The following is a 22755-nucleotide window of genomic DNA, read 5'->3' as shown; positions in this document are numbered from 1 at the left end:
TTCATAAAATAGATGCGGGAGACTCCTGCATCCTTTCAACATTATTTTTACCCAGTCTGTTTTTACCTGTTTTGGCTATCCGCCGAGGTGTTCCAGGTCCCTCATTTCTGATGATCCCCGCGGACGTAGGCATAAACCGTGCATTATGCCCGTCATCCATCCATATCATCCGACCCTGCCAAAGCGCGTGATATGCGTTCTTCATCAAATCCTTTCCGGTCAGGTTGCATTTTCCCGATAATGCCGTGTGTTTCGAGTCAATTCTGTGTTTCCCGTTGATAAATCCGGATATATTGTTTAACATAATAGATACTTCAGAAGTGACTTTATATACTAGAACGTTCTTCTATAAACTATCTCAAAAAAGGAGATGGTATTATTATGTCAATTGGAATTGGAGAAAATTTAACCGAATCTTTTGGTTATGCAAAAGATAAACTCGTGGGAAGTATTGGTAACTGGATCATTTTGATGATCCTGACCATCATCCCGATCGTTAACTTCATCGCAATGGGAACATACCTGAAGGTTTACCGCGGAGAGGACCCGAAAGTTGAAAACATCGGGAAATCCTTTGTTGATGGTCTTCTTTTATTCATCATCGCATTCATCTACATGCTTATCCCGACGATCATCGCTATCCTCCTTGGCGTCGGCAGTCTGATGATCGGCAGCGTTTTCATGTCACCTACCGGATCAGTGGGCGGAGCCGCGATGTTTGCTGCCCTTGCAGCAAGTATGGGACTGATCCTTCTCTGTATCATAATATTCATTCTGTTTGCCCTCATCATGACTCCGGCAATAGTCAACTTTGCCCGCAAAGGATTTGGCGCAGCATTCAACTTCAGTGAGATCTTCGGCATGGTCGCAAAGGCCGGCTGGCTTAAGTACATCTTATGCATCATCATCCTTGCAGTCATCTTTGGTATCATTGGTCTTCTTGGCATGATCCCGTTCATTGGATGGCTTGTTATGATCATCATTTTACCCTTCCTCATCGTCTGGGCCAGCAAGTTCTGGACAAACCTGTTTGCGTAAGAATACCAAAACATTTTTTTTTTAATTTTCATTTTAGGTTCTGCAGATCTTTTCTTTGCGGCAAAATCGTTTTATATATGCCTGCGTCCTTATAATATAAATCTCAATACAAAGAGATGGTTATACTATGTCAATTGAAATTGGAGAAAATTTAACCGCGTCCTTTGGGTTTGCAAAAGAGAAACTCGGGGGCAACATCGGAACATGGCTGATCCTCTCGATCCTCAACCTTATCCCGATCGTCAACTGGATAGTCTACGGAACATTTGTGAAGATCCTTCGCGGCGATGAACCAAATCTCGACAATATGGGAAAATCCTTTGTTGACGGTCTTCTTGCACTGATCATTGGTATCATCTACATGATCATTCCGATCATTCTTACGATTGTTATCTCGGTCGGCATGTTCACGATCAGTTCAGTTACCACCGTGACGCCAATGTCAACGATGTCGGCGATGTCTCCGGTCGTACCCGTGGTCACGACAGGTGTGGGTTTTGCCCTCATGTTCGGTCTGATTCTGCTCTGTATCATCGTCACATTCCTGTTTGCTCTGTTCGCAAAACCGGCTGTGGTCAACTTTGCCCGCAACGGATTCGGTGCTGCGTTCCACTTCGGTGAAATATTCAGAATGATCAGCAAAGCAGGCTGGCTCAAGTACATCCTTTCGCTCATCCTCTTCTGGATCATCTTCGGTGCGATCATCCTCATCTGCTTAATGATCCCGATCCTCGGCTGGGTCATTCTGATCTTCATCATGCCGTTCCTCTACTTCTGGGGAGCAAAGTATCTCGCCAATCTGTTCGAGTAAGAACAAAAAATCTTTTTATTTTTTATTTTTTTATATGATGCCGTTTTGAGAATGCTTATCTCTTGCAAAGGCAAATCAATCATAGTTAGCCGGATCATACGATCCGTTGATATGGAGTATCTGATTATGCCATTTTGTCCAGGGTGCGGTGCTGAAATTCTTACCACCGCTGAGCTATGTCCTGTGTGCGGAACACGAATACATAATAAGCCCCGCAGCAATCTCCCACGAAATGCACATGGTGATCTGGTCACCGGTGAGAAAAGCGAATTTCTCGCCGTTATTCTGGGATTTTTCATCATCGGTGCCGGACTCATGTATGCCGGACGTGTTGGACTTGGGGTTCTTCACCTGGTGTTGTCCATTCTCTTCTGCTGGACGTTCCTCGTGCCCTTTGCTTTGTGGATCTATGGTATGCTAAAAGGCTATGAACTCTGCAAAGAAAACAATATGCTCTGGATCCAATATCTGGAAGAAAACAGATAATCCTCTCACCTCCACATTATTTTGCCTGTCATCGCGCTTTTTTCTTTCAGACTCCTTCCCTTCTAGTATGGAGTGAATACATTTGCATATCAGTATGGTCCACAAACAAAACTAATATATAGAACTGCAATACAACAAATATGTGCAACAAGCGAAACAGGAAAAGCCATGGACAAACACACCGAGCCAAAGGAGGTCAAAAACACTGACTCTTCCCAGGCAGAAATCACAAACCCGGATGAGAATCCCGTTCCTGAAACCACTGTTGTTGACGAACTCACAAAAAAATACGATGAACTCAATGACAAACATCTTCGTCTCGCAGCAGAATTCGAAAACTACAGAAAGCGTGCTAAACGCGATCAGGAAAGCGCTGTCAGGTATGCAAACGAAAAGTTTGCGCTCGACATCATTGACATCCTCGACAACTTCGAACGTGCTCTCAAAAGCGATGACGAAAATCTTCGTGACGGACTCGAGCAGATCCACAAACTGTATCTGTCCATCCTTTCGAGAAACGGCATAGAACCAATGAAAATCACGGGAACAACGTTCGATCCCGCATTCCATGAAGCCGTCGCCTGCATCCCCGCAGACGCTCCCGAAGGTGCGATCATCGACATCGCCGTTCCTGGATACACGATCCGCGACAAGGTGCTTCGTCACGCAAAAGTGGCCGTAGCGAAGAAAAAAGAATAATAAAGGTACTAAAAATGGCATCAAACAAAGTAATCGGAATTGACCTCGGGACCACCAACTCCTGCCTTGCAATCATGGAAGGCGGGAGCCCTGTTGTCATCGCAAACGCAGAAGGATTCAGAACAACCCCGTCTGTAGTCGGATTCTCCAAAGATGGAGAGAGACTCGTTGGAAACGTTGCAAAACGTCAGGCGATCATCAACCCCGGAAGAACCGTCAGCTCGATCAAACGGTACATGGGTACCGAACATCCGACCGAGATCGACGGCAAAAAATACTCTCCTCAGGAGATCTCTGCAATGATCCTGCAGAAACTCAAGATGGATGCAGAGGCATACCTTGGAGAAAAAGTCGACAAAGCCGTAATCACGGTCCCGGCCTACTTCAACGACGCCCAGCGTCAGGCAACCAAAGATGCAGGCAAGATCGCCGGACTTGAAGTCCTTCGTATCATCAACGAACCTACTGCCTCGGCACTTGCATACGGCCTCGACAAAGAAAACGAAGTCACCGTCCTCGTCTACGACCTTGGTGGAGGAACCTTCGATGTCTCCATCCTTACTCTTGACGACGGACTCTTCGAAGTCAAATCGACCGCAGGAAACAACCGTCTCGGAGGAGATGATTTCGATGCACGCGTCGTTGACTTCCTTGCCGACGAGTTCAAGAAGAAGGAAGGCGTTGACCTGAGAAAGGATCCGGTCGCACACCAGCGGCTGAAGGATGCTGCCGAGAAGGCAAAGATCGAACTTTCCTCACTTCAGAAGGCAAGCATCAACCTCCCATATATCACTGCGACCACCGACGGACCAAAACACTTGGATGTCGATCTGACCCGTGCAAAGTTCGAGCAGCTTATCGGCGACCTTGTCCAGAAGACCGTCGAACCCGTCAAGCAGGCATTAAAGGATGCAGGCCTCAGCGCTTCCGACATCAACCATGTTCTCCTTGTCGGCGGATCGACCCGTGTCCCAGTCGTCATCGAGACCGTCAGAAGCCTCCTCGGTAAAGAACCCGACAAGACCCTCAACCCTGACGAGTGTGTTGCACTCGGTGCAGCAGTCCAGGGAGCAGTCCTCACCGGAGAGACCAAAGACGTCGTCTTACTTGATGTCACCCCGCTGACCCTCGGTATTGAGACCCTCGGCGGCATCGCCACCAAACTCATCGAGAGAAACACCACCATCCCAACCAGAAAGAGTCAGATCTTCTCGACCGCTGCAGACAATCAGACCTCTGTTGAGATCCATGTCGTGCAGGGAGAACGTCAGTTCGCCCGCGACAACTTCAGTCTCGGCAGATTTCAGCTTACCGGCATCCCGTCGGCACCCCGCGGTATGCCGCAGATCGAGGTTACCTTCGATATCGATGCAAACGGTATCGTCCACGTCTCAGCAAAGGATCTTGGAACCGGTCACGAGCAGTCGATGACCATCTCCGGCAGAAAAGATCTCAAGGACGACGAGATCGATAAGATGGTCAAGGACGCAAAACAGTTCGAGGAAGAGGACAAGAAACGCCGTGATGAGATCGAACTCCGTAACAACGCCGACAACGCCGTTTACGCTGCAGAAAAACTCGTCAACGACAAAGAGACTTCCGCCAAGATCGACACCGAAGACAAGGAAAAGATTTCGTCAGGCGCCTCTGCTCTCAAAGACGTCCTTGCAAAGGAGGATGCATCCTCCGAGGAGATCAAAGAGAAGATGGACGCCCTTCAGGAAGTAGTCTTCGCTGCGACCTCCAAGATGTACCAGAAGATCCAGGAAGAACAGCAGGCAGCAGGCAATGCGGCCGGTTCTGGATGTGAAGGAAACTGTGACTCCTGCAAAACCGACGACAATGTCGTAGACGCAGACTACGAAGTCAAAAAGGATTAAACCTCCTTTTTTTTGGGAATGTAAGAAATGGGTTCGGAATCGTACTATGATGTCTTAGGTTTGCCCCGTAATGCTACGGAGACAGACATTAAAAAGGCTTACCGAAACCTCGCCAAGAAATATCACCCGGATGTCTGCAAGGATGACGGGGCTGAGGAGAAGTTCAAGTCGATCAACGAGGCGTATGATGTTCTTTCAGACGAGACGAAACGCCGGCAGTATGATCAGATTGGACATGATAATTTCACGAATGCATCGAAGGGTAACTACTCTGGTGCTGGAGGCGCAGGAGGCGCAGGATTCAATGCGGACTTCTCGGGATTCGGAGATATCTTCGATTTCTTTGGCGGAGGGGGCCGCAAACAGAGCGGACCAAGAGAGGGCGACGATCTTTTGATGCGGATCCAGATAACGCTTGAGGAAGCGGTATTCGGAGCACAGAAAGAGATCGAGGTCATGCATATGGAAAGCTGTCCTGATTGTGACGGGACAGGCAGTTCAACGAAGAAGACCACCACATGCAGTAAATGCGGCGGAACTGGTCAGATCAAACAGGTGAAGAACTCGATCTTCGGCCAGATGGTCACCCAGTCCCCGTGTCCAAATTGCGGTGGAAGAGGGAAGATCCCCGAGTCTCCGTGTAAGAAATGTAACGGGACGGGGAGGACCAAGGTTCGCCGTAAGGTGACGGTCAGTGTACCTGCAGGAATCGACAGCGGCATGCGTCTGCGTATGGAAGGATACGGCGAGGCAGGAGATTACGGAGCGAGAAACGGCGATCTGTATATCGAAGTCTATGTCGTGTCGAATCCGAAGTTCGACCGCGAGGATGACAATCTGATCACGCAGTATGAGATCTCGCCGGCACAGGCGGTCCTCGGCTGCGAGGTCGAGATCGAGACGATCGACAGAACGAAGGTCGCGCTGAAGGTGCCGGCAGGAATTGCCTACGGGACCCGTCTCCGGATCGCCGGCGAAGGTGTTCGAAGACGCGGCAATTATGGAAACCTGCTTGTCAGGATCGTGATCGCGACCCCTAAGAAGATCTCCTCGGCTGAAAAAGAGCTGTATGAAAAGCTTCTGAAGGCAGAGGGAAGTGCCGGTTCTCCCTCATCATCCAAGGATGATGAGAAGGAAGGCCGGAAGAAACGAGGGATCTTTAAGTAAGTGAGGATTTGGTGACGGTAAAACCGTCACCAAATCCGAAACGGGGAGCAAATCTTTGATTTGCGACCAAGTGAGGATTTATTCTCACTACATCCGAAGCGAGTGTTTACCTTCACGCAACCCCGCGTGAAGGCCTTACCCCTCACACAATATATCCGTAAACACCCCAGGACCGGGAATCTTCGCAAGGGCCGAATACTCCGGATCAACCCCGGTCCCCACCCTGATTTTTCACTGTATTCTCAGCACTCTGGTTAAGATGTGCTACCCTTAATTAACCCTCGCGTCTATAGTAATAGATAATGACTCTTGCACTGCTGTCAGTCTGGGACAAGACCGGGATCCTTGATCTCGCCCGTGCCCTGATTGCAAAAAACATTGGAATCTTAAGTTCAGGCGGAACGGCAAAGGCTCTGCGTGAAGCCGGCATTCCTGCAAAAGACGTTTCAGACTATACCTGTTTTCCTGAGATGATGGACGGCCGTGTAAAGACCCTCCACCCGAAGGTCCACGGCGGTCTTCTTGGCCGCAGAGGCATCGACGATGAAGTCATGGCAAAACACGGCATTGAGCCGATCGACATCCTCTGTGTCAATCTGTATCCGTTCGAGGAGATGTCCAAGAAGAATCTCCCGCTCGAGGAACTCATCGAGTTCGTCGATATCGGCGGCCCCGCCATGATCCGTGCGGCATCCAAGAACTACAAGGATGTTGCCGTTTTGACCGATCCATCTGATTATCCGATGGCTATCGAAGCGATCAAAACAGGAGGGTTCACCCCGGAGCAGAAACTCCGTCTTGCAACGAAAGCATTCACCCGCACGGCTGCATACGATGCTTTGATCTCCAACTATCTCAACGGCATCGAGAAGGAGTTCCCGGATGTATACACTGTTCAGTTTGGAAACGGCAGAAAACTCAGATACGGAGAAAATCCGCATCAGATGGCCGCCGTCTACGGGACGTCCGGCATCGCCGGTCAGGTCGCTCTGCAGGGCAAAGAGATGTCCTACAACAATTATCTTGATGTTCACGCCGCCGTCAGTTTGTGCAGAGAACTAGATGGATTTGCGACGGTAATCGTGAAGCACAATAATCCGTGCGGTGTGGCTGTCGGAAAGAATCAGCTTGAGTCGTATCTCAAGGCCCGGGATGTCGATCCGGTTTCGGCCTACGGCTCGGTCGTTGCGATGAGTACACCTGTCGATACCGAGATCGCCAAGGAGATCTGCTCGACGTTCGTTGAGGTCCTGATCGCTCCGTCGTTCAGCGACGAGGCACGTGAGATGATGAAGACGAAACAGAACATGCGTCTTCTGCTTCTTCCTCCGGCAGAACCTGCGGACGAGATCCGCACAATCGACGGCGGTATTCTCGTTCAGAGGACCCCGGCATACATCGAGGACTGGAAGGTCGTCTCAAAGCGTGCCCCGACCCCGGACGAAGTCGAAGCACTCAAACTCGCCTGGAAGGTGGTCAAGTACGCTAAAAGTAATGCGATCATCTACGCGAACAAGACCGAGACGGTTGGTATCGGTGTTGGTCAGATGAACCGTGTGGACTCGGCAAAGCTCGCTGTCCAGAAAGCTGCGGAGTTCGGCAGAACGATGAAAGGAACCGTGATCGGGTCCGATGCGTTCCTGCCGTTCTCGGATACACTGGAAGTGGCGGCTGCCGCTGGGGCAACTGCGCTTATTCAGCCGGGTGGCTCGATCCGTGACGCCGAGGTGCTCGCAAAAGCGGATGAACTCGGTGTCGCGGTCGTGTTCACCGGAACACGGCACTTCAGACATTAAAAACATATTTTTGCGGGGTCATACCCCGCTGCTTTTTTTGGGAGTTGGGTATCGTCTGCTATGTGCAGAAGATCCGTCCATCCCTTACTTCTGCCCTGTGGAAACCCTTCGACGAGTTTTCAAATAGCATGATGAGAAACCCGAGGAAGGGTTTCTCACAGGGGAGAAGTAAAGAGCAATGGGCATGCAGAATGTACTATGACGACTTACCCGTACGGGGTTCTTTTTATTTTCGCATGGAACCCCCAATAAGGACCTGATTCCATCCTTATTACAGACCCTCCAAACTTAATGCTTTAATTAGTTTTGGTTACCCATATTTTTGGATGATTTCTTATCCGGCGTTAATGCTGCAGAATTCTCGTGGACGATAATATGGAAGAAGTGAAATGTCCAATATGCGGAGAGCACTGTTATATACACTCAAGAGCAGGGAGTAATCTTCCCACCTACAAATGTGATTTCTGCTTTGCCTATGAACTTGCGGATGAAGATCTCCCCCTGATCCAGGAACATAAAGTAGTTCTTTCCGGATTTCTCTTTGAAACCCGCATGAGATCCCACTCCATACGGATCAATGCCGGGACGCTTCCTTTCGTCCTGTCCGATTCGCGTATTCCACGAACCCCCATGCAGAAACTGGATAAACTCATACTGTTTATCTACAGCATAGGGTCGGGATTCAAAAACCATATCTCCAAACTCGCAAAATATCCCCCGTCCGTATGCTACGCGGAAGATGCTGCCGAGTTCAATCTCATGGTCTCTATCCTGACCGATATCGGCTATCTCTGCGAACGTCAGGCACGGTTCGGTGAATACGACTGCGGATATTTCATCACCGTAGAAGGAATGAAATACGCCGAATCTCTTCTATCAGGCAATAATAACTCCACCGCCGTATTCGTCGCCATGAAATGTACCGACGATTTCAAATCAGTATACGAAGAAGGAATCAAACCCGCATGCGCAAAGTTTGGCTTCTCCGTCTTCACCATTGATGAAACGAAATACCCGGGAGACATCACCGACAAAGTCATTGCCGGCATCAAAACCAGCCGTTTTATCATCGCAGACTTCACCTCCAACCCCCTGTCGGTCTATTATGAAGCAGGATATGCAAAAGGGCTTGGACGCGAAGTCATCAAAACCTGTAACAAGAAATGGTTTGAGGAGGAAAAGGACGGCAAGAAGGTAAACCGGCTCCACTTCGACATACAATACGACAACCTCATCCTGTGGGAGGATGAAAAAGATCTGTTGCAGAAACTAGAGGACAGGATCCAGGCAACGATCCTGTAAACTGTTTTTTGCCTGCTCGCGGGTGACTACTCTCATCCGCCCGCCTGAAAAAAAGAAAACTGCCTGCTAATGCAGGTCTCACTTATACTCTTTACCGATCAAAAACCGGTAAAGCACCATATATTTTGCCGCAGACCGCGGGATCTTCGACTCGACTTCGTAATATGTTCCGTCGTGCATCGAGAAGAGGATCTTCATCTGCAGAGAAAACGCAAACCCTTCGATATCCGCAAACGGGAACACGAATTTCCCTTTGTCGCCGTCGAACTCAAGTCTGTCCACATAGACCGAAAATCTTCCGGTGCCGAGATCCTCGACCGACTTCATCGCTCCGATCTTTCCAAGGATCTGCCCCTCGTCCGACTCGATCGGGACATCCTTCGGGGTCGCGAGATACGCCGGCAGATTCTCCTTGATCAGATCCCGCTGCCAGTGATCCCAGGAGACGATGTTGTCAAAGTGAAGCGGGTGATCGGACGCCGGCTCAAACAGACCGAACTCGTTGAATTTCACCGCATAGCCGCATTCGCAGGAAAGGATATCTCCTTTACTATGCAGTTTGCCCATCTGTTTACACTCCGGGCAGATGTAGAGGATGGTTTCCAGATACTCGGCAAGATCCGTGCCGGTGTAGGGCTGCGGGTCCTTTTTCTGGTCATCGAACGTATTCACGTACAGATCGCGGTTGATTGCTTCATTGATCTGATCGACGGTCATGCTCTTCAGCTCGTCAGGTAAGTATTCGTGTACGAACTCTCCCCGCATTTTGCCGTCACGCTGGGTTTTTCCCCACCGTGGGCGGCGCAGATATCCGCCGTGCATCCGGTAGGTGATCAGCGAGGCGCCGAGATCTCCGCATTCTTTGACCAGTTTTCCGGTCCCGGGCGAGATGAACGCGGTCTCGCCGTTGATAGATCTGACCCCTTCGGGGGACATCCAGACATTATGACCTGCACTGAGTCTCTCTTTGATATCATGGATGACTTCACCGGCGGGCGCCCCTTTCTTTCGGATGATCGGGTCGAGCAGAAAAGCTCCACAAAACCGCGTTGATTTTTTTCGAAACAGGTGTTCGCCTGCCACATAATACATGTGCCCTTTGACCGCCATGCCGATCATCAGGTGATCCCACAGGGTGGTGTGGTTGGAGAAGACCATATGGGGAGTATGCTTTGGGGTGACTATATCGTAGGTATAATGTAATTTCCGTCCCATTGCCGGACTGGCAATAAAACGTGCCGTTCTGTACACGCCTTTGTACCAGAAAACACGAATGCTCTGCATTGACCTATATTATAGTAATTTACCCATGATATAGGTGAGGGTACTCAACAGGTAAAATTGCATAGTGGTGGAGGAAAATAGTGATGATACGCCGATAAAACATCATGTTTTTTTGAAAAAATGAGCAAACATCTATATATTGTTGAGATGTATTTCTATCATGTGAGTAATATGGATTTTAATGAACAATTATGCGTTTTTTCAAACAGAATTCCAAAAATCGTTGAAGGTATAAAAACTGAGGAGGCAACAAAAACTGGATTGGTAATGCCTTTCCTCCAGATTCTGGGGTATAATGTATTTGATCCGACTGAGGTTTGTCCGGAGTGCATTGCGGATGTTGGAATCAAAAAAGGAGAAAAAATAGATTATGCTATTATGCAGGATGGAAAACCCATCATTCTTATTGAATGTAAAACCGTTGGTACTGATCTGGCAACGGTTCACATGTCACAACTATTCCGCTATTTCTCTGTGGGTCCTGCAAAAATCGGTATTCTGACAAATGGGGTAAAGTATCTGTTTTATTCGGATTGCGAAGCTCTAAACAAGATGGACACAAAACCTTTCCTTGATGTGGATCTGCTTAATCTCACTGAGCAAAGTGCGGAGAATTTAAAACAATTCAGAAAGGAGAGCTTCAATGTGGATAAGATCCTGCCGTCTGCTATGAATATGAAATATATCAAAGCGATGAAGCTTATCCTTGCTCAGGAGATGGAAAATCCGTCGCAGGATTTCGTGAAATATTTTGCACATCAGATTTACGATGGGCTTCTCACCAAAAATGTAGTAAATAACTTCACGGAAATAACCAAGCGTGCCTTGCATCAGTTCATCAATGATATCATCAATGACCGTCTCAAATCTGCGATGTCCCCCGAAATACCCGAACAACCAAAAGAAATTGAAGAAAATGTCGAGGAAGAGTCAGACATTATCACCACTGATGAGGAAAGGGAGGGATTTTTAATCGTTCGTGCGATTCTGAGTGATACGGTGGATCCCACACGGGTTATAATGAGGGATGTAAAAACATACTGCGGCATTATTTTGGATGATAATAACCGAAAACCCATCTGCCGGTTACATTTCAATAGTCAGACAAAGCGTTACATCACGATATTTGTCAATGGAAAAGAGGAGAAGTATCCAATTACGTCAACGCCGGATATCTACAAATATGCTTCTCAAATGCGTGATGTCGTGAAACTGTACGATACACAATAATTTTCTTTTTTGCTTTTCAAAAAAGTGGATCATTCCCGCTTCACCTGCAGAATCGTGTTTACGACCTTCTCGATCTCGGCAAACTGCACGTCCGCCATACCGTTCTTCGTGATCCCGATCTCCGTCGTGATCACATGATGGTCATGGGTGAATCCTGCCTCGGCAAGCTTCTTCTTTGCACAGCAGTCAGTGCAGCCGTCAAGCACGATCACACAATCCGCATCGTCGATCCCATCTGCAAGCATATCGGCTCCCTGCTCTGCACGCACCCAGAGATATCCGCCCGGTCTCCTCTGTAAGAGAGCAAGGGCGGCCTGGGTAGTCAGTTTCCCGGTGTTTGAAATACCCGAACAGGTAATCAACGTAATTGGCACATTCGACCTCTTCTGATCACTTGCACGATCCGCCGCATCCGCACGTGGATTTTTTATTGTCTGAACCTTTTTTCACCGGCTCGTTCTTTCGCCCATTCCCGGCCCAGCAGGCAGCGACGACCTTCTCGATATCATCTGTCGTGTAGGATTTTGACGGTCCTTTGGCGATTCCAAGTTCAGTCACGATAATTTTTTGTCCTACCTCAACGCCTTGTCCCTCTGCGATCTTTGCTGCACAGGACATTGGGCAGCCGTCAAGAGCAACTACTTCTTCCGCATCTCTTGCAGATTTTACCAGTCCTTCACTACCGGTTGCAAGGAGTGAAGTACAGACTATTTTTCCATAGCCTTCTTCCGTCAGCTGAATCGCTGCGAGGTTTGTGATCTGTCCGGTGTTTGACTGGCCGGCACATGGGAAGAGAAGCCGTTTTGGTTCATTCTGTCCGCACGAACATGTTGGTTTTTCTGTCATACTTTTTCACTCCGTTAACAATGCTTTGATCTCTTTCACATCCGCGACCCGGCCTTCGGCCACGATCTCATCATTAATGATCAGGGCAGGCGTCATCATCACGCCGCGTTCGGCGATCTGATCAAGCTTTTCGATCTTGACCAGATCGACGGTAATATTCAGTTCTTTTACAGCCTGTTCGGTGTTGGCAAAAAGCCGTTTGCATTTTGCACATCCTGTTCCGAGAATTTCAATTTTTGTCATAATAGTTCCAGTGTATATTCAATTTTTTTTGTAATAGGTTTTTGGGAAGGGAATCAACTCTTCCCTGCTGTTTCTTTCTATCCTTCCTGATTTTTTATGCCTCCTTAGAATACATTCCCGAAGACAAAACCTGCTATGGTCGCAAAAACTATGATCAGACATACATAGACCACCGTCTTCTTTCCGCCGATGAGACGATAGAGAACAAGAAGACTCGGCAGGCTGACTGTAGGGCCGGTGAGGAGAAGTGCGAGGGCAGGGCCTTTCGCCATGGATCCTGTCAGGTATCCCAGTGTTGTTCCAATGACCGGAACTTCAAGAAGTGTCGGCATATAGAGGATCGTTCCTACAAGGGCAGCAAACAAATTTGCAAGAATTGAGTTGTCGCCAATGAATGGTTTGAACACTTCTGCCGGAAGGAAGAACGAAAGGACACCAAGAGCAAATGTACCTATAATGAGAATCGGGAAGATTTTTTTCGTCAGGTCCCAGATCTCCATCCCCCAGTCGGTTACTTCATCACGGGTGAAATAGTAAATCAGCAGATAGGCGATCACAATCGTGATTAAGAACACAATGAAGAGTCGGATAAAAGCATCTAATGCAGAAGTTCCGACCAGAAGAATCGCAACCAGTAAGACAAAGAATACCGGAACGACCCATTTTGGCCGGGTAGCTTCGCTCGCGATCGCGGCTTTGCGTGCTGCTCCGAACGTCTTTCTCGTCTCAGTATCGTGAGCGGGAAACAGCTTCATCATAATCAATCCGATCAAAATTGAAATAACTACGGCCGCTAATGCCCGTGCGAGACCAAGATCGAGTCCAAGTACCTGAGCAGTGTAGATGATCGCAAGAATGTTGATTGCAGGTCCCGCAACGAGGAACGTAATGGCAGGTCCAAGTCCGCTCCCTTTTTTGAGAATGCCGGCAAACATCGGCAGGATCGTGCAGCTGCAAACCGCAAGTACGGTGCCGGAAATTGACGCGATACCATAAGATACAAGCTTATTCGTCTCCGGGCTGAAGTATTTGAGAATTGCATCTTTTTTGATAAATGTTGCAATTGCGCCGGCGATGAAGAACGCAGGAATAAGGCATGTCACAACATGTTGGGATAAATACCCCAGCAGGGTCTCCCATCCAAGCAGGAGTGAGCCGATTAGTAAATCTAGCATTTTTTCACCTCTCACAAAACGATTTCAATTTTTATTGAACTCATTATTGTCTGAGAAATTATTTATATCTATGCATTTCATAATAATTTGAAATAGCTCAGACATAATATGACAATCAAAAACCCATCAGCAAAATCCACTATAGAGCCGATTTCACGGTCCGGGATTCCTGAGATAATCCGGTGCGATCTAAACGCAGTTGGCGGCGTGAAAGGACTCCGCGAACGTTTACCCTCTCCGGAACAAATTGAGGAAATAAGCTCGACGCATCACGCATTATCCGATACGGTTCGTATTACTATTCTCTGTCTCCTCACGATCCAGCCGCTGTGTGTCTGTGTGATTCGGGAGTGTATCGGGATTTCAGGATCGAAACTCTCCTATCATCTGAATATCATGAAGGAGAATGGTCTGATCGTATCTGAACAGCAGGGGAACTGGATCATCTACAGGATAACGGAAAAGGGCAGGATCTTCGCTGAAGAACCTGCAAAAATGTAACTCAGTCCAGATCCGTATTCGGGAACCGGTCTTTTGTGGCGTTTGCGATTTTCACGAGCATCAGCATGACCGGAACTTCGACCAGGACCCCGACGATCGTCGCGAGAGCGACCGGACTGTTGGTTCCAAACAGCGCGATCGATACCGCGACGGCCAATTCAAAGAAGTTCGAGGCGCCGATCATACCTGCCGGGGCTGCGATGCTGTGAGGAAGGTTCAACAGCCTGCCTGCTCCGTAGGTGATAAAAAATATCAGCACGGTCTGAATGATCAGCGGCACGGCGATCAGAAGAATGTGCAGTGGATTTTCCAGAATAACCGTTCCCTGGAACGAAAAAATGATCACGAGGGTGAGCAGCAGACCGATGATGGTGATATGGTCGAACTTCGGGAGGAATGTCCGGGTAAAATACTCCTCTCCTTTTTTCCTGATGAGATACATCCGTGTTATGACCCCGCCCAGGAGGGGGATCACGACAAACAGGACGACCGAAAGGAACAGGGTGGCCCACGGAACACTGATGCCGCTTATCCCGAGCAGGAATGCGACGATCGGGACGAATGCGACAAGAATGATCAGATCATTCGTTGCGACCTGGACGACCGTATAGGCGGCGTTTCCTTTCGTCAGATAACTCCAGACGAACACCATTGCCGTACACGGAGCTGCACCTAAAAGCACGGCGCCGATAAGATAATCCTGCGCAAGGCCGGCAGGGATGAGGGCACTGAATACGATATAGAAGAAGAATCCGGCGATCGCAAACATCGTGAAGGGTTTGATCAGCCAGTTCACGACCCAGGTGAGAACGAGTCCTTTTGGATTTTTTCCGACATATTTGATGCTCTGAAAATCCACTTTCAGCATCATCGGGTAGATCATTACCCAGATGAGTATCGCGATGGGGATCGAAACACCGGCATACTCGAACGTTCCGAGAAATTTCGGGATGAACGGTAGGAATTTGCCGATCATAACCCCGATGATCATGCAGATGATCACCCAGATGGTAAGATATTTGCCGAATATCCCGATTCCTGCGCTGCTGTTCTCTGTCATAACATCACTCTATCAATGTTTTTATATTTGCTTCTATTTCAGTGATCGCCAAACGATACGCCTCGTCTCCTTTTCCGACCGGGTCGTCGATATGCCATTCGATCCGCCGTGTTCCGGGAATGACGGGGCAGGCGACCCCGCAGCCCATCGTGACAACGATGTCGATCTTCGGCAGATCGGAGATAGGTTTCGGACTCATTCCACGCATATCGATCCCGTAATGTTCCTGCATGAACCGGATCGCCGTCGGGTCGACGGATTCGCCCGGATCACTGCCTGCCGAATAACAGATGAAGATATCGCCGCCGAGATGCTGGCAGAGAGCTTCGGCTATCTGTGATCTGCAGGAGTTTTTGACGCAGAGAAAGGCGATACGTTTCATATGATCACCTGCACGACTAATCCGGTCACCACGGCCGAAATAAAGATCGTTGCGACAAACACCAGAACGAACTGTTTCTTAAAGATCGCCGAAAGCATGGTGATCTCGGGGATACTCATGCCTGCCCCGCCGATCAGAAGGGCGGCCACGGTCCCCGCCCCCATTCCTTTGCTTAAGAGGGCGGCACTGATCGGGAGAATTGTCTCTGCTCTGATATAGAGCGGGATCCCGATGAGCGCGGCGACAGGAATCGCGAACAGGTTTTCTGGTCCCGCGACGGCCAGGATCCAGTCGGCCGGCAGAAATCCGTAGATGAATGCGCCGATCGCTGCTCCGAGCAGGAGATAGGGGATCATCTGTCGGAACGTGGTCCAGGCAAACCCGACGATCCTCTGTAGTTTTGTGCCGGTCTCTTCGGTCATTCCTTCGACCGCGACCGGTTTGACGTATTTTTTGAACCTGAGCTTGTCAAGGGTCAGCCCGATCAATACGGCTAGAGTGAACATCAGGACCGCATACACGATGGTGATCTCGGGTCCGAATATGACGAGCATCATCGCGAGAATGACCGGGTTCAGAAGCGGGGACGCGAAAAGGAAGGACATGGCACTGGAAAATGCCACGCCTGACTTCAGAAATCCCAGGGTGACCGGGATCGTCGAGCAGGAGCAGAATGGGGTTATTGCACCGAACGCCGCCCCGATAACGCTTCCCCTGACCGAGCCGGAGTGCCCGAGGACCTTCTGCATCTTCTCTTTGGGGACATAGACGTTCAGTGCCCCGACGATCAGACAGACGACGATGAATAGTGCTGTAAGCTCCAGGGCTATGATCAGGAAATACTGACCGGCCGCGAGGAGCGTATCCACAAAACTCATTCAGATTTACGGCAGCTGCAGTTTTCTCCGCATTGGTCTTTCGACCCGGCTTCGTCATCACATCCGGGTTTTTCCGGCACAATTTTGATATTACAGCAGCAGGAGCAGTTTTCTCCGGTGATCGCTTTCTTCATCTTTCCAAATATTGAGGTCTTTTTTTCTTCGGTCATGATTAATCACATTTTTCGCAGGATCGTGTTTGTCTGCATTTTTTCAAGGCGTCTTTGTCTGCATTTGTCGACGGCAATCCGGCACAGATGTTTTCCAGGGCTCTGGAAAGGTCAGGGTAGACGGCGGAAAAATCATCGCTGATTTTGTAGTAGGTCCATTGTGCCTGTTTTCTGCTCTGGATGATGCCAGCGTTTTTCAGGATCGTCAGGCTGCGTGATGCGTTGGGCTGGGAGAGGGAGAGTGCTGCTTCGATCTCGCAAACGCATAACTCGTGATCCTGCAGGAGGGCAAGGATCCGAAGTCGGGTCGCATCGCCGAATGCTTTGAAGATCGTTTCTGGATCACTCATCGCATTCGTATCCCTGGATACAACAACACCCGCATCCCTGGCATTCTTCTGCGATAAGTTTGTCAGGTACATGAAGAATCTGTCTGATTTCTTCTTTTGACGGGTATCTTCCGGTGATCATGATGAAATCATTTACCACCACTGCCGGAAGAATTTCTTCACCATGTTTCTCTACAAGATGGCGGACGTTGGTGTTTGTATCCCAGATTGCACGGGAAATCTCAATTCCTGAGGGATTGAGTTTGTCTATGAGTTCAGTTGTCTGGAGATACTCATACGTGGTTTTGTCAGGGGTTTTTGATTCAAAAATAACCATCGACGACATATATTATTATATGCACATATTTGCATATAATGATTTTGAAAGAGAATGTATGACTGATCCCTAAACGGTGCTCACGGTAAAAAATAGATTTTTGAAATAGGGTTCAGACCCTGTGTTCATCCGGGTTTTTCAGAGAGTACCCCCAAATGCAGGGCTCTGCTCCAAAATACCAGTTATCGCTCCTTCTTTCCGCAATCGCAGACCGAGGCTTTTTGTTTCGATCCGGAATTCCCGCAGCACGAACCGTTCTCACCGCAGCAGGATTCTGTGTCCATATCCTTTCCCCGGAGCGCGGCACCGATCATCGCCCACGCACAGCCGACCCCGCTCTGAACGGTTATTGCCTGGACAGGGCAGTTGAGAGCGCAGGCTCCGCATTCCATGCAGGCAGACGGCCGATCGAGGGATACACATGTCGGGCCTGCAGTAAAGACCGCATGGGGACAGACCTGCGTGCAGCGTTTGCAGTTTATACAAAGCGCCGAATCAAAGGAAAGGCTGGTTTCGGTATAGGAATTGAACATCAGATCACCCCCATGATCTTTGATACGCCAAGAATAATGCCGCTTATCACGCCGACTGCCGCCATTCCCGCCATGACCTTGACATACGAGAAGATCTCCTTTTTGACCCCCATCCGTGAGGTGAACGTTGAGCAGCCGGTGAAATTCAGGGCAAGATACGCGATCACCGCCGGGATGAGGAGAAGGGCTGCAACCGCTGAAAGGGCCCCGGCCCACATCGGTAGTCCTGGCGTTGTCCCGAAAACATATGCGAAGGGAAGGGATACGATCACGCCAAGGATCATCCCTTTGGTCGAAAAGTCCCGTGTTGGGATAACGGGCAGCAGCAGTGGAAAGAGTACGGTCCCGGAAAGGACCGCTGATACCGCGGCAAGTGCTGCAAAAGGCCCGGCAAGGAACCAGAGGGCCGCTGATATTGCTACGGTCGGGAGCGCAAAGTGCATGAATTCAACAGGCGTCAGTACCAGCCGGTCCCGCAAGGAAAACTTGACACACCGCATGTCAGGGGTCGCCGTGTGCGTTTTCAGGTACTCCGGCAGGTCGTTTGCCCGGACCGGACCGTACTCGACAATGAACTTCGTCCTCTGCACCACTTCCGGCCAGAAGACACCCGGTGCTCCAAGTTGGGGCACGATGATCTTACGGTGCGAGACGATACCGGCAAGGCCTGTGGATTCTATTCTGTGGACGAGTTCATCTGTCCCAAACGTCCCTTTTCCGGCAGCACACCAGACATTGATCCCCTTCGTATCCAGGACAAGGATCCATGCATCGATCCCTGCAAGAGAGGAACGGAGGGCATCAAAGCTCAGGGTATAGTTTGCCGATGCAAAAACCGGGGATTCTGCATCCGGATCTCCGAGCCGGTACAGGCCGGGTTCGACGCTGTGGTTTAACCGGTTCCAGCCCAACCGGGCAAGGAGATGGTCAAGCCTGTCAGCGAAGATGATCTTGCTCGTGGTCGTCTGGATCGCAGGGGTCTCGCAACAGTTGTCAGCGCATCCGCAGGTCTGCGTCCCGGTGATCGTTTTCTTCTTCGTTTCAAATATTGAGGTATTATTTTCTTCGGTCATGATTAATCACATTTTTCAGAGGATCGTGAGGCTACGTGATCCTGCAGGAGGGAAAGTATCCAAAGTCTGCTTACATCGCCGAATGCTTTGAAGATCGTTTCGGGAAATGTAGGGGTTTGTATCACATTTTGTCAGGATCTTTTGCTTCGTAAAGACACAGTGATGACATATATTACTATATGCACATATTTGCATATAATGATTTTCAACTGGACTGTATGACCCTTTTTCGGGAATCGGTTTCCGGCATCATTCCGCGACACCCCAGACCAACCCGAGAGCTTTGAGCATTATCTCGATCTCTTCTGCTTTTCGCACCCATTCTTTTGCTTTCACGGGATCTTTTTCCACTCCGTTACCGGCCGTATACATCTCGGCAAGGTTCCGCATGGCCGCAGTATTTCCCTCTGCAGCTGCTTTTTCAAACCACGCTTTTGCCTGCCCGGGATCCTTTGCCGCACCGTCCACGGAATAATATGCCATGCCGAGCAGGTAGATCGCGTCGACCTTCCCTTCTGCCGCTTCTCTCTCCAGTCTTTCGATGATCTGCTCAGGGGTAGTATTTTGTGGCTGGCAGATTTCTGCCGGTTGAGGCGGGTCAGCGAAGAGACGTCGTATTTTTTGAAACATGCCGGGTATTCCTTATCAGATTAGAGGTTCTGCGTGTGATATTATGGTTTCTGCGGGACCTTGCGTATGGATTTCGTTCAAAGGCTTTGGATATCAGACGTGAGTTTAAGCAGATGATTGTACTGCCAGGCACGCTCCCCGTTTTTCTGATCGGGGGAAACAGCTTTTACGGCGTAGTCTGCGGCATGGATCGCGCGTGACCGGACGTGTGCGAAGTTGCTGCGGCGTGACCAGCAGCACGGGCCGCGAAGGATGCGGGTGGATCGCCCGCCGCGGTTCGTGCAGCTGCATGTGCAGAAAATGCGGCTATTTGCGCTTCGCCGACCCGGATCTCCCCCTGGACCCAGGCACGTCCTGCCTCCAAAGCCTCGCGGGGACGCGGGTCGTTTGGATATTTTTCTTCGAAGATGGGGAGAACACGTTCGGCACAATCCAGAGCCCAGACTGCGAGGATCTTTTGGTCTGTGATGAGGGCAAGTTCTTCGAGGTTGCCTGTGTTCATTGAGATAATAATACCCGGCATGAGTAAAAAAGATTTGTTCATCGGGAAATCTTCCGGTATCGGCCCTCATCATACCTGAGAAAAAAAGAAAAAAAATGTTCGGGTTTTTCACCCTGCTGAGATCCTTTAACGAAGGAATTTCCGTGCTTAAAGTCCGGCCCGCTCGACGATCATATCGGCGACCGACTTCGCGCTCTTGAACGGGAAATCCGCTGCCGTAAGAAGTGTGCCTGCTTCACCCGCGGTCATCTTCAGATCGCCGGCCTGACAGGTCGTGTCTGCACCGTTTGGAAACGCTGCAATAAGATCGCCGGGTGTTTTGATCGGGAAGTTTGCTCCCGCAAGTGCCCCGCTGATCTGTGCGTGGATCTGCTCCTTTACGGAAAGGGCTTCAAATCCGGGCATGCCGGCGATCTCTCCTGCGGCCTTTGCGATCGGACAGTCCGGACTGTGGGTCTCGCACCCGAAGCATGCTCCCTTGATCGATTTGAGGGATTCTTCTGCCTTTGCCTGTGTCACTGTTTTGCCTGTGTATTTCCATGTTGGCATCTTTTTCACCAGATACTTATAGTCGTGTTATATTTATATACAAGAGCGTCATTAAAATATACAAAGCGTGCTGATACAGAATAATGACCCTGCGGGTTAATGAGTGTGCATTACTAATGAGGTTAATAGGAAAAGAAGCATCATGGGAACAACACTGAGTTCATCATTAACGGAGATCCGTGAACTAAAGTCAGAGGTCACAGGTCTCCGTATGGATCTGAAACGCTTTATCGAACATGCAAATCAGCAGCATGTTCAAACTGCTCTTACTGATCTTAAGCAGAATTATGCCGGGCTTTTCGTCAATGATCAGCTGGACACAGCGAAGTCGGAACTTTCGGCGAATATGGTTGCCGACTGCGGGATGCGGGACAAATGTTACGGCGTGTTTCTGGATTTTCTGCAGAACACATCAAAGCATATCAGAGACGGTCAGGTCTCCGAGGAGATCATCCGATCATACCGGGAACAGTTGAAAGGCATGCGGGAAGCGGGACCGTTTGACCGGTGTGATACCTGTTTTTCGCAGGTCTATCGTCTTTTTGAAAAGCAGGTCGATCTTATGCAGTCTCTCGGTATTTATGCAGAAAACGGCAGCACTGACGACATCATCACGGATATCCCGGAAGAAACGGCCGTAAAAGATCTGCTCGAACCGGTAGCAAACATCCTGCGTTTTCAGATCCTCAAGTCACTTGCGGCACAAACACGGACCTTTTCCGATCTCTCGAGCATGACCGGATTACGCGGCGGGAATCTGCTGTTTCATATCAAAAAACTCACCGACTCAGGCATGATCCTTCAGCGTCATGAGCGGGGAGATTACGTGATCACGGATAAGGGATTCAAAACACTGAACGCTGTTTCAGCGCTGTATCGCGAAACTCATCACGCGTGACTGCGTTCCGAAAAAAAGAAAAAAATATTTTTTGAGTTTATACGAGCTCGGTACCGCCCGCCACGACCACGAACTGACCGGTGACGTAACTCGACATATCGCTGGAGAAGTAGAGGATAGTTCCGTTCAGTTCTCCGCGTTTTGCCGGGCGGTTCAGCGGACACATTTTGCTGTATTGGGTCATGAACGCATCGGATTTGAATAATGTGCCTTCCGTCATTTCTGATTCAAACAGCCCGGGTCCGACTGCATTGACCGTGATGTTGTTCTGTCCGTACGACGTTGCCATACCAAGGGTCAGACCAAGAACGGCAGCTTTCGACGTGTTGTACACGTGGCGGACGAACATTTCACCTTTGTCGCCGAGTACTGCATTGATCGATGCAGTGTTGACGATCTTACCATAGTTCTGGGCTTTCATGTGGGGGATGACATACTTGCTCATGAGATAGATGCCTTTGACGTTGGTATCCATCGAAAGGTCCCACTCTTTTACGGTCAGGGTCTCGACCGTTCCGCGCTGGGCGATACCGGCGTTGTTGAAGAGAATGTGGATCGTTCCGTAATGTTTGACGATCGCGTCCACCGCCTCTTTGACGCTTTGTTCGTTTGTTACATCGCACGGATAGGTGAACACATCTCCGCCTTTTTCGGTAATTTCTTTTGCGACTGCTTCGAGTTTGTCCGTTCTGCGGGCGAGCATGGCAACTTTTGCCCCTGCTTCGGCATATGCACGAGCCGCATCGGCGCCAAGACCGCTGGAGGCCCCTGCGACGACCGCGACTTTTCCGGTTAAATCACATAAGTTTATCATTTTTTATCAAGCTGATACTTACTCCTTGGTTATGATAAAGAAAATGTCACTCTAAAACCGGAACGAGCGGTGTTTTTCCAGGTGGGGAATCTCAGGGAAATTCCCCGGAATTCTGTCTGAAATACCAAATAAATGTCAGGGA

Annotated in this window: 29 protein-coding genes; 11 read left to right on the top strand and 18 right to left on the bottom strand. The window is 49.4% G+C overall.

The window, feature by feature from the left end; all coding sequences use genetic code 11:
* Window position 1: 1 nt before the first annotated feature.
* Complete coding sequence (locus Q7J08_RS02005; RefSeq protein WP_304910018.1) at window positions 2-304, bottom strand: hypothetical protein; 303 nt, start codon at window positions 302-304, stop codon at window positions 2-4.
* A 77-nt stretch (window positions 305-381) separates the two neighbouring features.
* Between Q7J08_RS02005 and Q7J08_RS02000 the strand changes: the two genes are divergently transcribed.
* The 8 genes from Q7J08_RS02000 (at window position 382) to Q7J08_RS01965 (ending at window position 9179) form a co-directional block, all read left to right on the top strand.
* A complete protein-coding gene (locus Q7J08_RS02000; protein WP_304910017.1) occupies window positions 382-1038 on the top strand; it encodes a DUF4013 domain-containing protein in 657 nt (218 codons plus the stop codon).
* A gap of 127 nt (window positions 1039-1165) precedes the next feature.
* Entirely contained in the window at window positions 1166-1849 is a 684-nt protein-coding gene (locus Q7J08_RS01995; protein WP_304910016.1) for a DUF4013 domain-containing protein, read from the top strand.
* A 126-nt stretch (window positions 1850-1975) separates the two neighbouring features.
* Entirely contained in the window at window positions 1976-2335 is a 360-nt protein-coding gene (locus Q7J08_RS01990; RefSeq protein ID WP_304910015.1) for a zinc ribbon domain-containing protein, read from the top strand.
* Window positions 2336-2503: 168 nt separating this feature from the next.
* Complete coding sequence (locus Q7J08_RS01985; RefSeq protein ID WP_304910014.1) at window positions 2504-3034, top strand: nucleotide exchange factor GrpE; 531 nt, start codon at window positions 2504-2506, stop codon at window positions 3032-3034.
* A 14-nt stretch (window positions 3035-3048) separates the two neighbouring features.
* On the top strand, window positions 3049-4914 hold the full coding sequence (dnaK, locus tag Q7J08_RS01980; RefSeq protein ID WP_304910013.1) for a molecular chaperone DnaK: 1866 nt from the start codon (window positions 3049-3051) through the stop codon (window positions 4912-4914).
* A 27-nt stretch (window positions 4915-4941) separates the two neighbouring features.
* Window positions 4942-6081 (top strand): molecular chaperone DnaJ, encoded by a 1140-nt coding sequence (gene dnaJ / locus Q7J08_RS01975; protein ID WP_304910012.1) that lies wholly within the window; start codon window positions 4942-4944, stop codon window positions 6079-6081.
* 302 nt (window positions 6082-6383) lie between these two features.
* Window positions 6384-7877: a bifunctional phosphoribosylaminoimidazolecarboxamide formyltransferase/IMP cyclohydrolase gene (gene purH / locus Q7J08_RS01970; protein WP_304910011.1), complete on the top strand. Its 1494-nt coding sequence runs from the start codon at window positions 6384-6386 to the stop codon at window positions 7875-7877.
* A 375-nt stretch (window positions 7878-8252) separates the two neighbouring features.
* Complete coding sequence (locus Q7J08_RS01965; RefSeq protein WP_304910010.1) at window positions 8253-9179, top strand: hypothetical protein; 927 nt, start codon at window positions 8253-8255, stop codon at window positions 9177-9179.
* Window positions 9180-9257: 78 nt separating this feature from the next.
* Here Q7J08_RS01965 and Q7J08_RS01960 read toward each other — a convergent pair whose 3' ends face one another.
* Window positions 9258-10463, bottom strand: coding sequence for a 1-acyl-sn-glycerol-3-phosphate acyltransferase (locus Q7J08_RS01960; RefSeq protein WP_304910009.1), 1206 nt, complete (start codon window positions 10461-10463; stop codon window positions 9258-9260).
* Window positions 10464-10634: 171 nt separating this feature from the next.
* Here Q7J08_RS01960 and Q7J08_RS01955 point away from each other — a divergent pair, with 171 nt between their 5' ends.
* Complete coding sequence (locus tag Q7J08_RS01955; RefSeq protein ID WP_304910008.1) at window positions 10635-11693, top strand: type I restriction endonuclease; 1059 nt, start codon at window positions 10635-10637, stop codon at window positions 11691-11693.
* A 29-nt stretch (window positions 11694-11722) separates the two neighbouring features.
* On the opposite strand, the gene Q7J08_RS01950 is transcribed toward Q7J08_RS01955, so the two are convergent.
* From Q7J08_RS01950 to Q7J08_RS01935, 4 genes are all read right to left on the bottom strand, one after another.
* The gene (locus tag Q7J08_RS01950) at window positions 11723-12067 is read right to left on the bottom strand and encodes a putative zinc-binding protein (RefSeq protein WP_304910007.1); all 345 of its coding nucleotides are present in this window, start codon (window positions 12065-12067) and stop codon (window positions 11723-11725) included.
* A 16-nt stretch (window positions 12068-12083) separates the two neighbouring features.
* The gene (locus Q7J08_RS01945; protein ID WP_304910006.1) at window positions 12084-12539 is read right to left on the bottom strand and encodes a putative zinc-binding protein; all 456 of its coding nucleotides are present in this window, start codon (window positions 12537-12539) and stop codon (window positions 12084-12086) included.
* A 6-nt stretch (window positions 12540-12545) separates the two neighbouring features.
* Complete coding sequence (locus Q7J08_RS01940) at window positions 12546-12782, bottom strand: thioredoxin family protein (RefSeq protein ID WP_304910005.1); 237 nt, start codon at window positions 12780-12782, stop codon at window positions 12546-12548.
* A gap of 104 nt (window positions 12783-12886) precedes the next feature.
* The gene (locus Q7J08_RS01935) at window positions 12887-13957 is read right to left on the bottom strand and encodes a permease (RefSeq protein WP_304910004.1); all 1071 of its coding nucleotides are present in this window, start codon (window positions 13955-13957) and stop codon (window positions 12887-12889) included.
* A 108-nt stretch (window positions 13958-14065) separates the two neighbouring features.
* Between Q7J08_RS01935 and Q7J08_RS01930 the strand changes: the two genes are divergently transcribed.
* Window positions 14066-14458, top strand: a complete 393-nt coding sequence (locus tag Q7J08_RS01930; protein ID WP_304910003.1) for a helix-turn-helix transcriptional regulator — start codon at window positions 14066-14068, stop codon at window positions 14456-14458.
* Window position 14459: 1 nt separating this feature from the next.
* Here the strand turns inward: Q7J08_RS01930 and arsB are convergent, their stop codons facing one another.
* The 11 genes from arsB to Q7J08_RS01875 all read right to left on the bottom strand — a co-directional run bounded on the left by arsB (window position 14460) and on the right by Q7J08_RS01875 (window position 20901).
* Complete coding sequence (arsB, locus tag Q7J08_RS01925; RefSeq protein ID WP_304910002.1) at window positions 14460-15518, bottom strand: ACR3 family arsenite efflux transporter; 1059 nt, start codon at window positions 15516-15518, stop codon at window positions 14460-14462.
* Window positions 15519-15522: 4 nt separating this feature from the next.
* Entirely contained in the window at window positions 15523-15900 is a 378-nt protein-coding gene (locus Q7J08_RS01920; RefSeq protein WP_304910001.1) for a low molecular weight phosphatase family protein, read from the bottom strand.
* Entirely contained in the window at window positions 15897-16778 is an 882-nt protein-coding gene (locus tag Q7J08_RS01915; RefSeq protein WP_304910000.1) for a permease, read from the bottom strand. Before Q7J08_RS01915 ends, Q7J08_RS01920 begins: the two co-directional genes overlap by 4 nt.
* The gene (locus Q7J08_RS01910; protein ID WP_304909999.1) at window positions 16775-16948 is read right to left on the bottom strand and encodes a hypothetical protein; all 174 of its coding nucleotides are present in this window, start codon (window positions 16946-16948) and stop codon (window positions 16775-16777) included. Before Q7J08_RS01910 ends, Q7J08_RS01915 begins: the two co-directional genes overlap by 4 nt.
* Before the next feature lie 2 nt (window positions 16949-16950).
* The gene (locus Q7J08_RS01905) at window positions 16951-17298 is read right to left on the bottom strand and encodes a metalloregulator ArsR/SmtB family transcription factor (RefSeq protein WP_304909998.1); all 348 of its coding nucleotides are present in this window, start codon (window positions 17296-17298) and stop codon (window positions 16951-16953) included.
* Window positions 17291-17614, bottom strand: a complete 324-nt coding sequence (locus tag Q7J08_RS01900; protein ID WP_304909997.1) for an arsenic metallochaperone ArsD family protein — start codon at window positions 17612-17614, stop codon at window positions 17291-17293. The genes Q7J08_RS01905 and Q7J08_RS01900 overlap by 8 nt, the downstream gene beginning before the upstream one ends.
* Window positions 17615-17796: 182 nt before the next feature.
* Window positions 17797-18147, bottom strand: a complete 351-nt coding sequence (hgcB, locus tag Q7J08_RS01895; RefSeq protein WP_304909996.1) for a mercury methylation ferredoxin HgcB — start codon at window positions 18145-18147, stop codon at window positions 17797-17799.
* A complete protein-coding gene (gene hgcA / locus Q7J08_RS01890; protein ID WP_304909995.1) occupies window positions 18147-19220 on the bottom strand; it encodes a mercury methylation corrinoid protein HgcA in 1074 nt (357 codons plus the stop codon). Before hgcA ends, hgcB begins: the two co-directional genes overlap by 1 nt.
* A gap of 249 nt (window positions 19221-19469) precedes the next feature.
* A complete protein-coding gene (locus Q7J08_RS01885; RefSeq protein ID WP_304909994.1) occupies window positions 19470-19850 on the bottom strand; it encodes a tetratricopeptide repeat protein in 381 nt (126 codons plus the stop codon).
* 166 nt (window positions 19851-20016) lie between these two features.
* Complete coding sequence (locus tag Q7J08_RS01880; protein WP_304909993.1) at window positions 20017-20352, bottom strand: putative immunity protein; 336 nt, start codon at window positions 20350-20352, stop codon at window positions 20017-20019.
* Window positions 20353-20499: 147 nt separating this feature from the next.
* A complete protein-coding gene (locus Q7J08_RS01875) occupies window positions 20500-20901 on the bottom strand; it encodes an MTH865 family protein (RefSeq protein ID WP_304909992.1) in 402 nt (133 codons plus the stop codon).
* A 142-nt stretch (window positions 20902-21043) separates the two neighbouring features.
* Between Q7J08_RS01875 and Q7J08_RS01870 the strand changes: the two genes are divergently transcribed.
* Window positions 21044-21799: a winged helix-turn-helix domain-containing protein gene (locus Q7J08_RS01870; RefSeq protein ID WP_304909991.1), complete on the top strand. Its 756-nt coding sequence runs from the start codon at window positions 21044-21046 to the stop codon at window positions 21797-21799.
* A 37-nt stretch (window positions 21800-21836) separates the two neighbouring features.
* Here Q7J08_RS01870 and Q7J08_RS01865 read toward each other — a convergent pair whose 3' ends face one another.
* Complete coding sequence (locus Q7J08_RS01865; RefSeq protein WP_304909990.1) at window positions 21837-22613, bottom strand: SDR family NAD(P)-dependent oxidoreductase; 777 nt, start codon at window positions 22611-22613, stop codon at window positions 21837-21839.
* Window positions 22614-22755: the final 142 nt, after the last annotated feature.

This window comes from Methanocorpusculum sp., assembly GCF_030655665.1.
GTDB lineage: Archaea > Halobacteriota > Methanomicrobia > Methanomicrobiales > Methanocorpusculaceae > Methanocorpusculum.
Note: the sequence above shows the minus strand (reverse complement) of the source record. Positions and strands in the feature narration are given on the sequence as shown.

Excerpts from the sequence above, each read along its gene's own strand:
- Q7J08_RS02005 (WP_304910018.1), bottom strand. The coding sequence starts at position 304 with ATGTTAAACAATATATCCGGATTTATCAACGGGAAACACAGAATTGAC.
- Q7J08_RS02000 (WP_304910017.1), top strand. The coding sequence starts at position 382 with ATGTCAATTGGAATTGGAGAAAATTTAACCGAATCTTTTGGTTATGCA.
- Q7J08_RS01995 (WP_304910016.1), top strand. The coding sequence starts at position 1,166 with ATGTCAATTGAAATTGGAGAAAATTTAACCGCGTCCTTTGGGTTTGCA.
- Q7J08_RS01990 (WP_304910015.1), top strand. The coding sequence starts at position 1,976 with ATGCCATTTTGTCCAGGGTGCGGTGCTGAAATTCTTACCACCGCTGAG.
- Q7J08_RS01985 (WP_304910014.1), top strand. The coding sequence starts at position 2,504 with ATGGACAAACACACCGAGCCAAAGGAGGTCAAAAACACTGACTCTTCC.
- dnaK (WP_304910013.1), top strand. The coding sequence starts at position 3,049 with ATGGCATCAAACAAAGTAATCGGAATTGACCTCGGGACCACCAACTCC.
- dnaJ (WP_304910012.1), top strand. The coding sequence starts at position 4,942 with ATGGGTTCGGAATCGTACTATGATGTCTTAGGTTTGCCCCGTAATGCT.
- purH (WP_304910011.1), top strand. The coding sequence starts at position 6,384 with ATGACTCTTGCACTGCTGTCAGTCTGGGACAAGACCGGGATCCTTGAT.
- Q7J08_RS01965 (WP_304910010.1), top strand. The coding sequence starts at position 8,253 with ATGGAAGAAGTGAAATGTCCAATATGCGGAGAGCACTGTTATATACAC.
- Q7J08_RS01960 (WP_304910009.1), bottom strand. The coding sequence starts at position 10,463 with ATGCAGAGCATTCGTGTTTTCTGGTACAAAGGCGTGTACAGAACGGCA.
- Q7J08_RS01955 (WP_304910008.1), top strand. The coding sequence starts at position 10,635 with ATGGATTTTAATGAACAATTATGCGTTTTTTCAAACAGAATTCCAAAA.
- Q7J08_RS01945 (WP_304910006.1), bottom strand. The coding sequence starts at position 12,539 with ATGACAGAAAAACCAACATGTTCGTGCGGACAGAATGAACCAAAACGG.
- Q7J08_RS01940 (WP_304910005.1), bottom strand. The coding sequence starts at position 12,782 with ATGACAAAAATTGAAATTCTCGGAACAGGATGTGCAAAATGCAAACGG.
- Q7J08_RS01935 (WP_304910004.1), bottom strand. The coding sequence starts at position 13,957 with ATGCTAGATTTACTAATCGGCTCACTCCTGCTTGGATGGGAGACCCTG.
- Q7J08_RS01930 (WP_304910003.1), top strand. The coding sequence starts at position 14,066 with ATGACAATCAAAAACCCATCAGCAAAATCCACTATAGAGCCGATTTCA.
- arsB (WP_304910002.1), bottom strand. The coding sequence starts at position 15,518 with ATGACAGAGAACAGCAGCGCAGGAATCGGGATATTCGGCAAATATCTT.
- Q7J08_RS01920 (WP_304910001.1), bottom strand. The coding sequence starts at position 15,900 with ATGAAACGTATCGCCTTTCTCTGCGTCAAAAACTCCTGCAGATCACAG.
- Q7J08_RS01915 (WP_304910000.1), bottom strand. The coding sequence starts at position 16,778 with ATGAGTTTTGTGGATACGCTCCTCGCGGCCGGTCAGTATTTCCTGATC.
- Q7J08_RS01910 (WP_304909999.1), bottom strand. The coding sequence starts at position 16,948 with ATGACCGAAGAAAAAAAGACCTCAATATTTGGAAAGATGAAGAAAGCG.
- Q7J08_RS01905 (WP_304909998.1), bottom strand. The coding sequence starts at position 17,298 with ATGAGTGATCCAGAAACGATCTTCAAAGCATTCGGCGATGCGACCCGA.
- Q7J08_RS01900 (WP_304909997.1), bottom strand. The coding sequence starts at position 17,614 with ATGGTTATTTTTGAATCAAAAACCCCTGACAAAACCACGTATGAGTAT.
- hgcB (WP_304909996.1), bottom strand. The coding sequence starts at position 18,147 with ATGTTCAATTCCTATACCGAAACCAGCCTTTCCTTTGATTCGGCGCTT.
- hgcA (WP_304909995.1), bottom strand. The coding sequence starts at position 19,220 with ATGACCGAAGAAAATAATACCTCAATATTTGAAACGAAGAAGAAAACG.
- Q7J08_RS01885 (WP_304909994.1), bottom strand. The coding sequence starts at position 19,850 with ATGTTTCAAAAAATACGACGTCTCTTCGCTGACCCGCCTCAACCGGCA.
- Q7J08_RS01880 (WP_304909993.1), bottom strand. The coding sequence starts at position 20,352 with ATGAACACAGGCAACCTCGAAGAACTTGCCCTCATCACAGACCAAAAG.
- Q7J08_RS01875 (WP_304909992.1), bottom strand. The coding sequence starts at position 20,901 with ATGCCAACATGGAAATACACAGGCAAAACAGTGACACAGGCAAAGGCA.
- Q7J08_RS01870 (WP_304909991.1), top strand. The coding sequence starts at position 21,044 with ATGGGAACAACACTGAGTTCATCATTAACGGAGATCCGTGAACTAAAG.
- Q7J08_RS01865 (WP_304909990.1), bottom strand. The coding sequence starts at position 22,613 with ATGATAAACTTATGTGATTTAACCGGAAAAGTCGCGGTCGTCGCAGGG.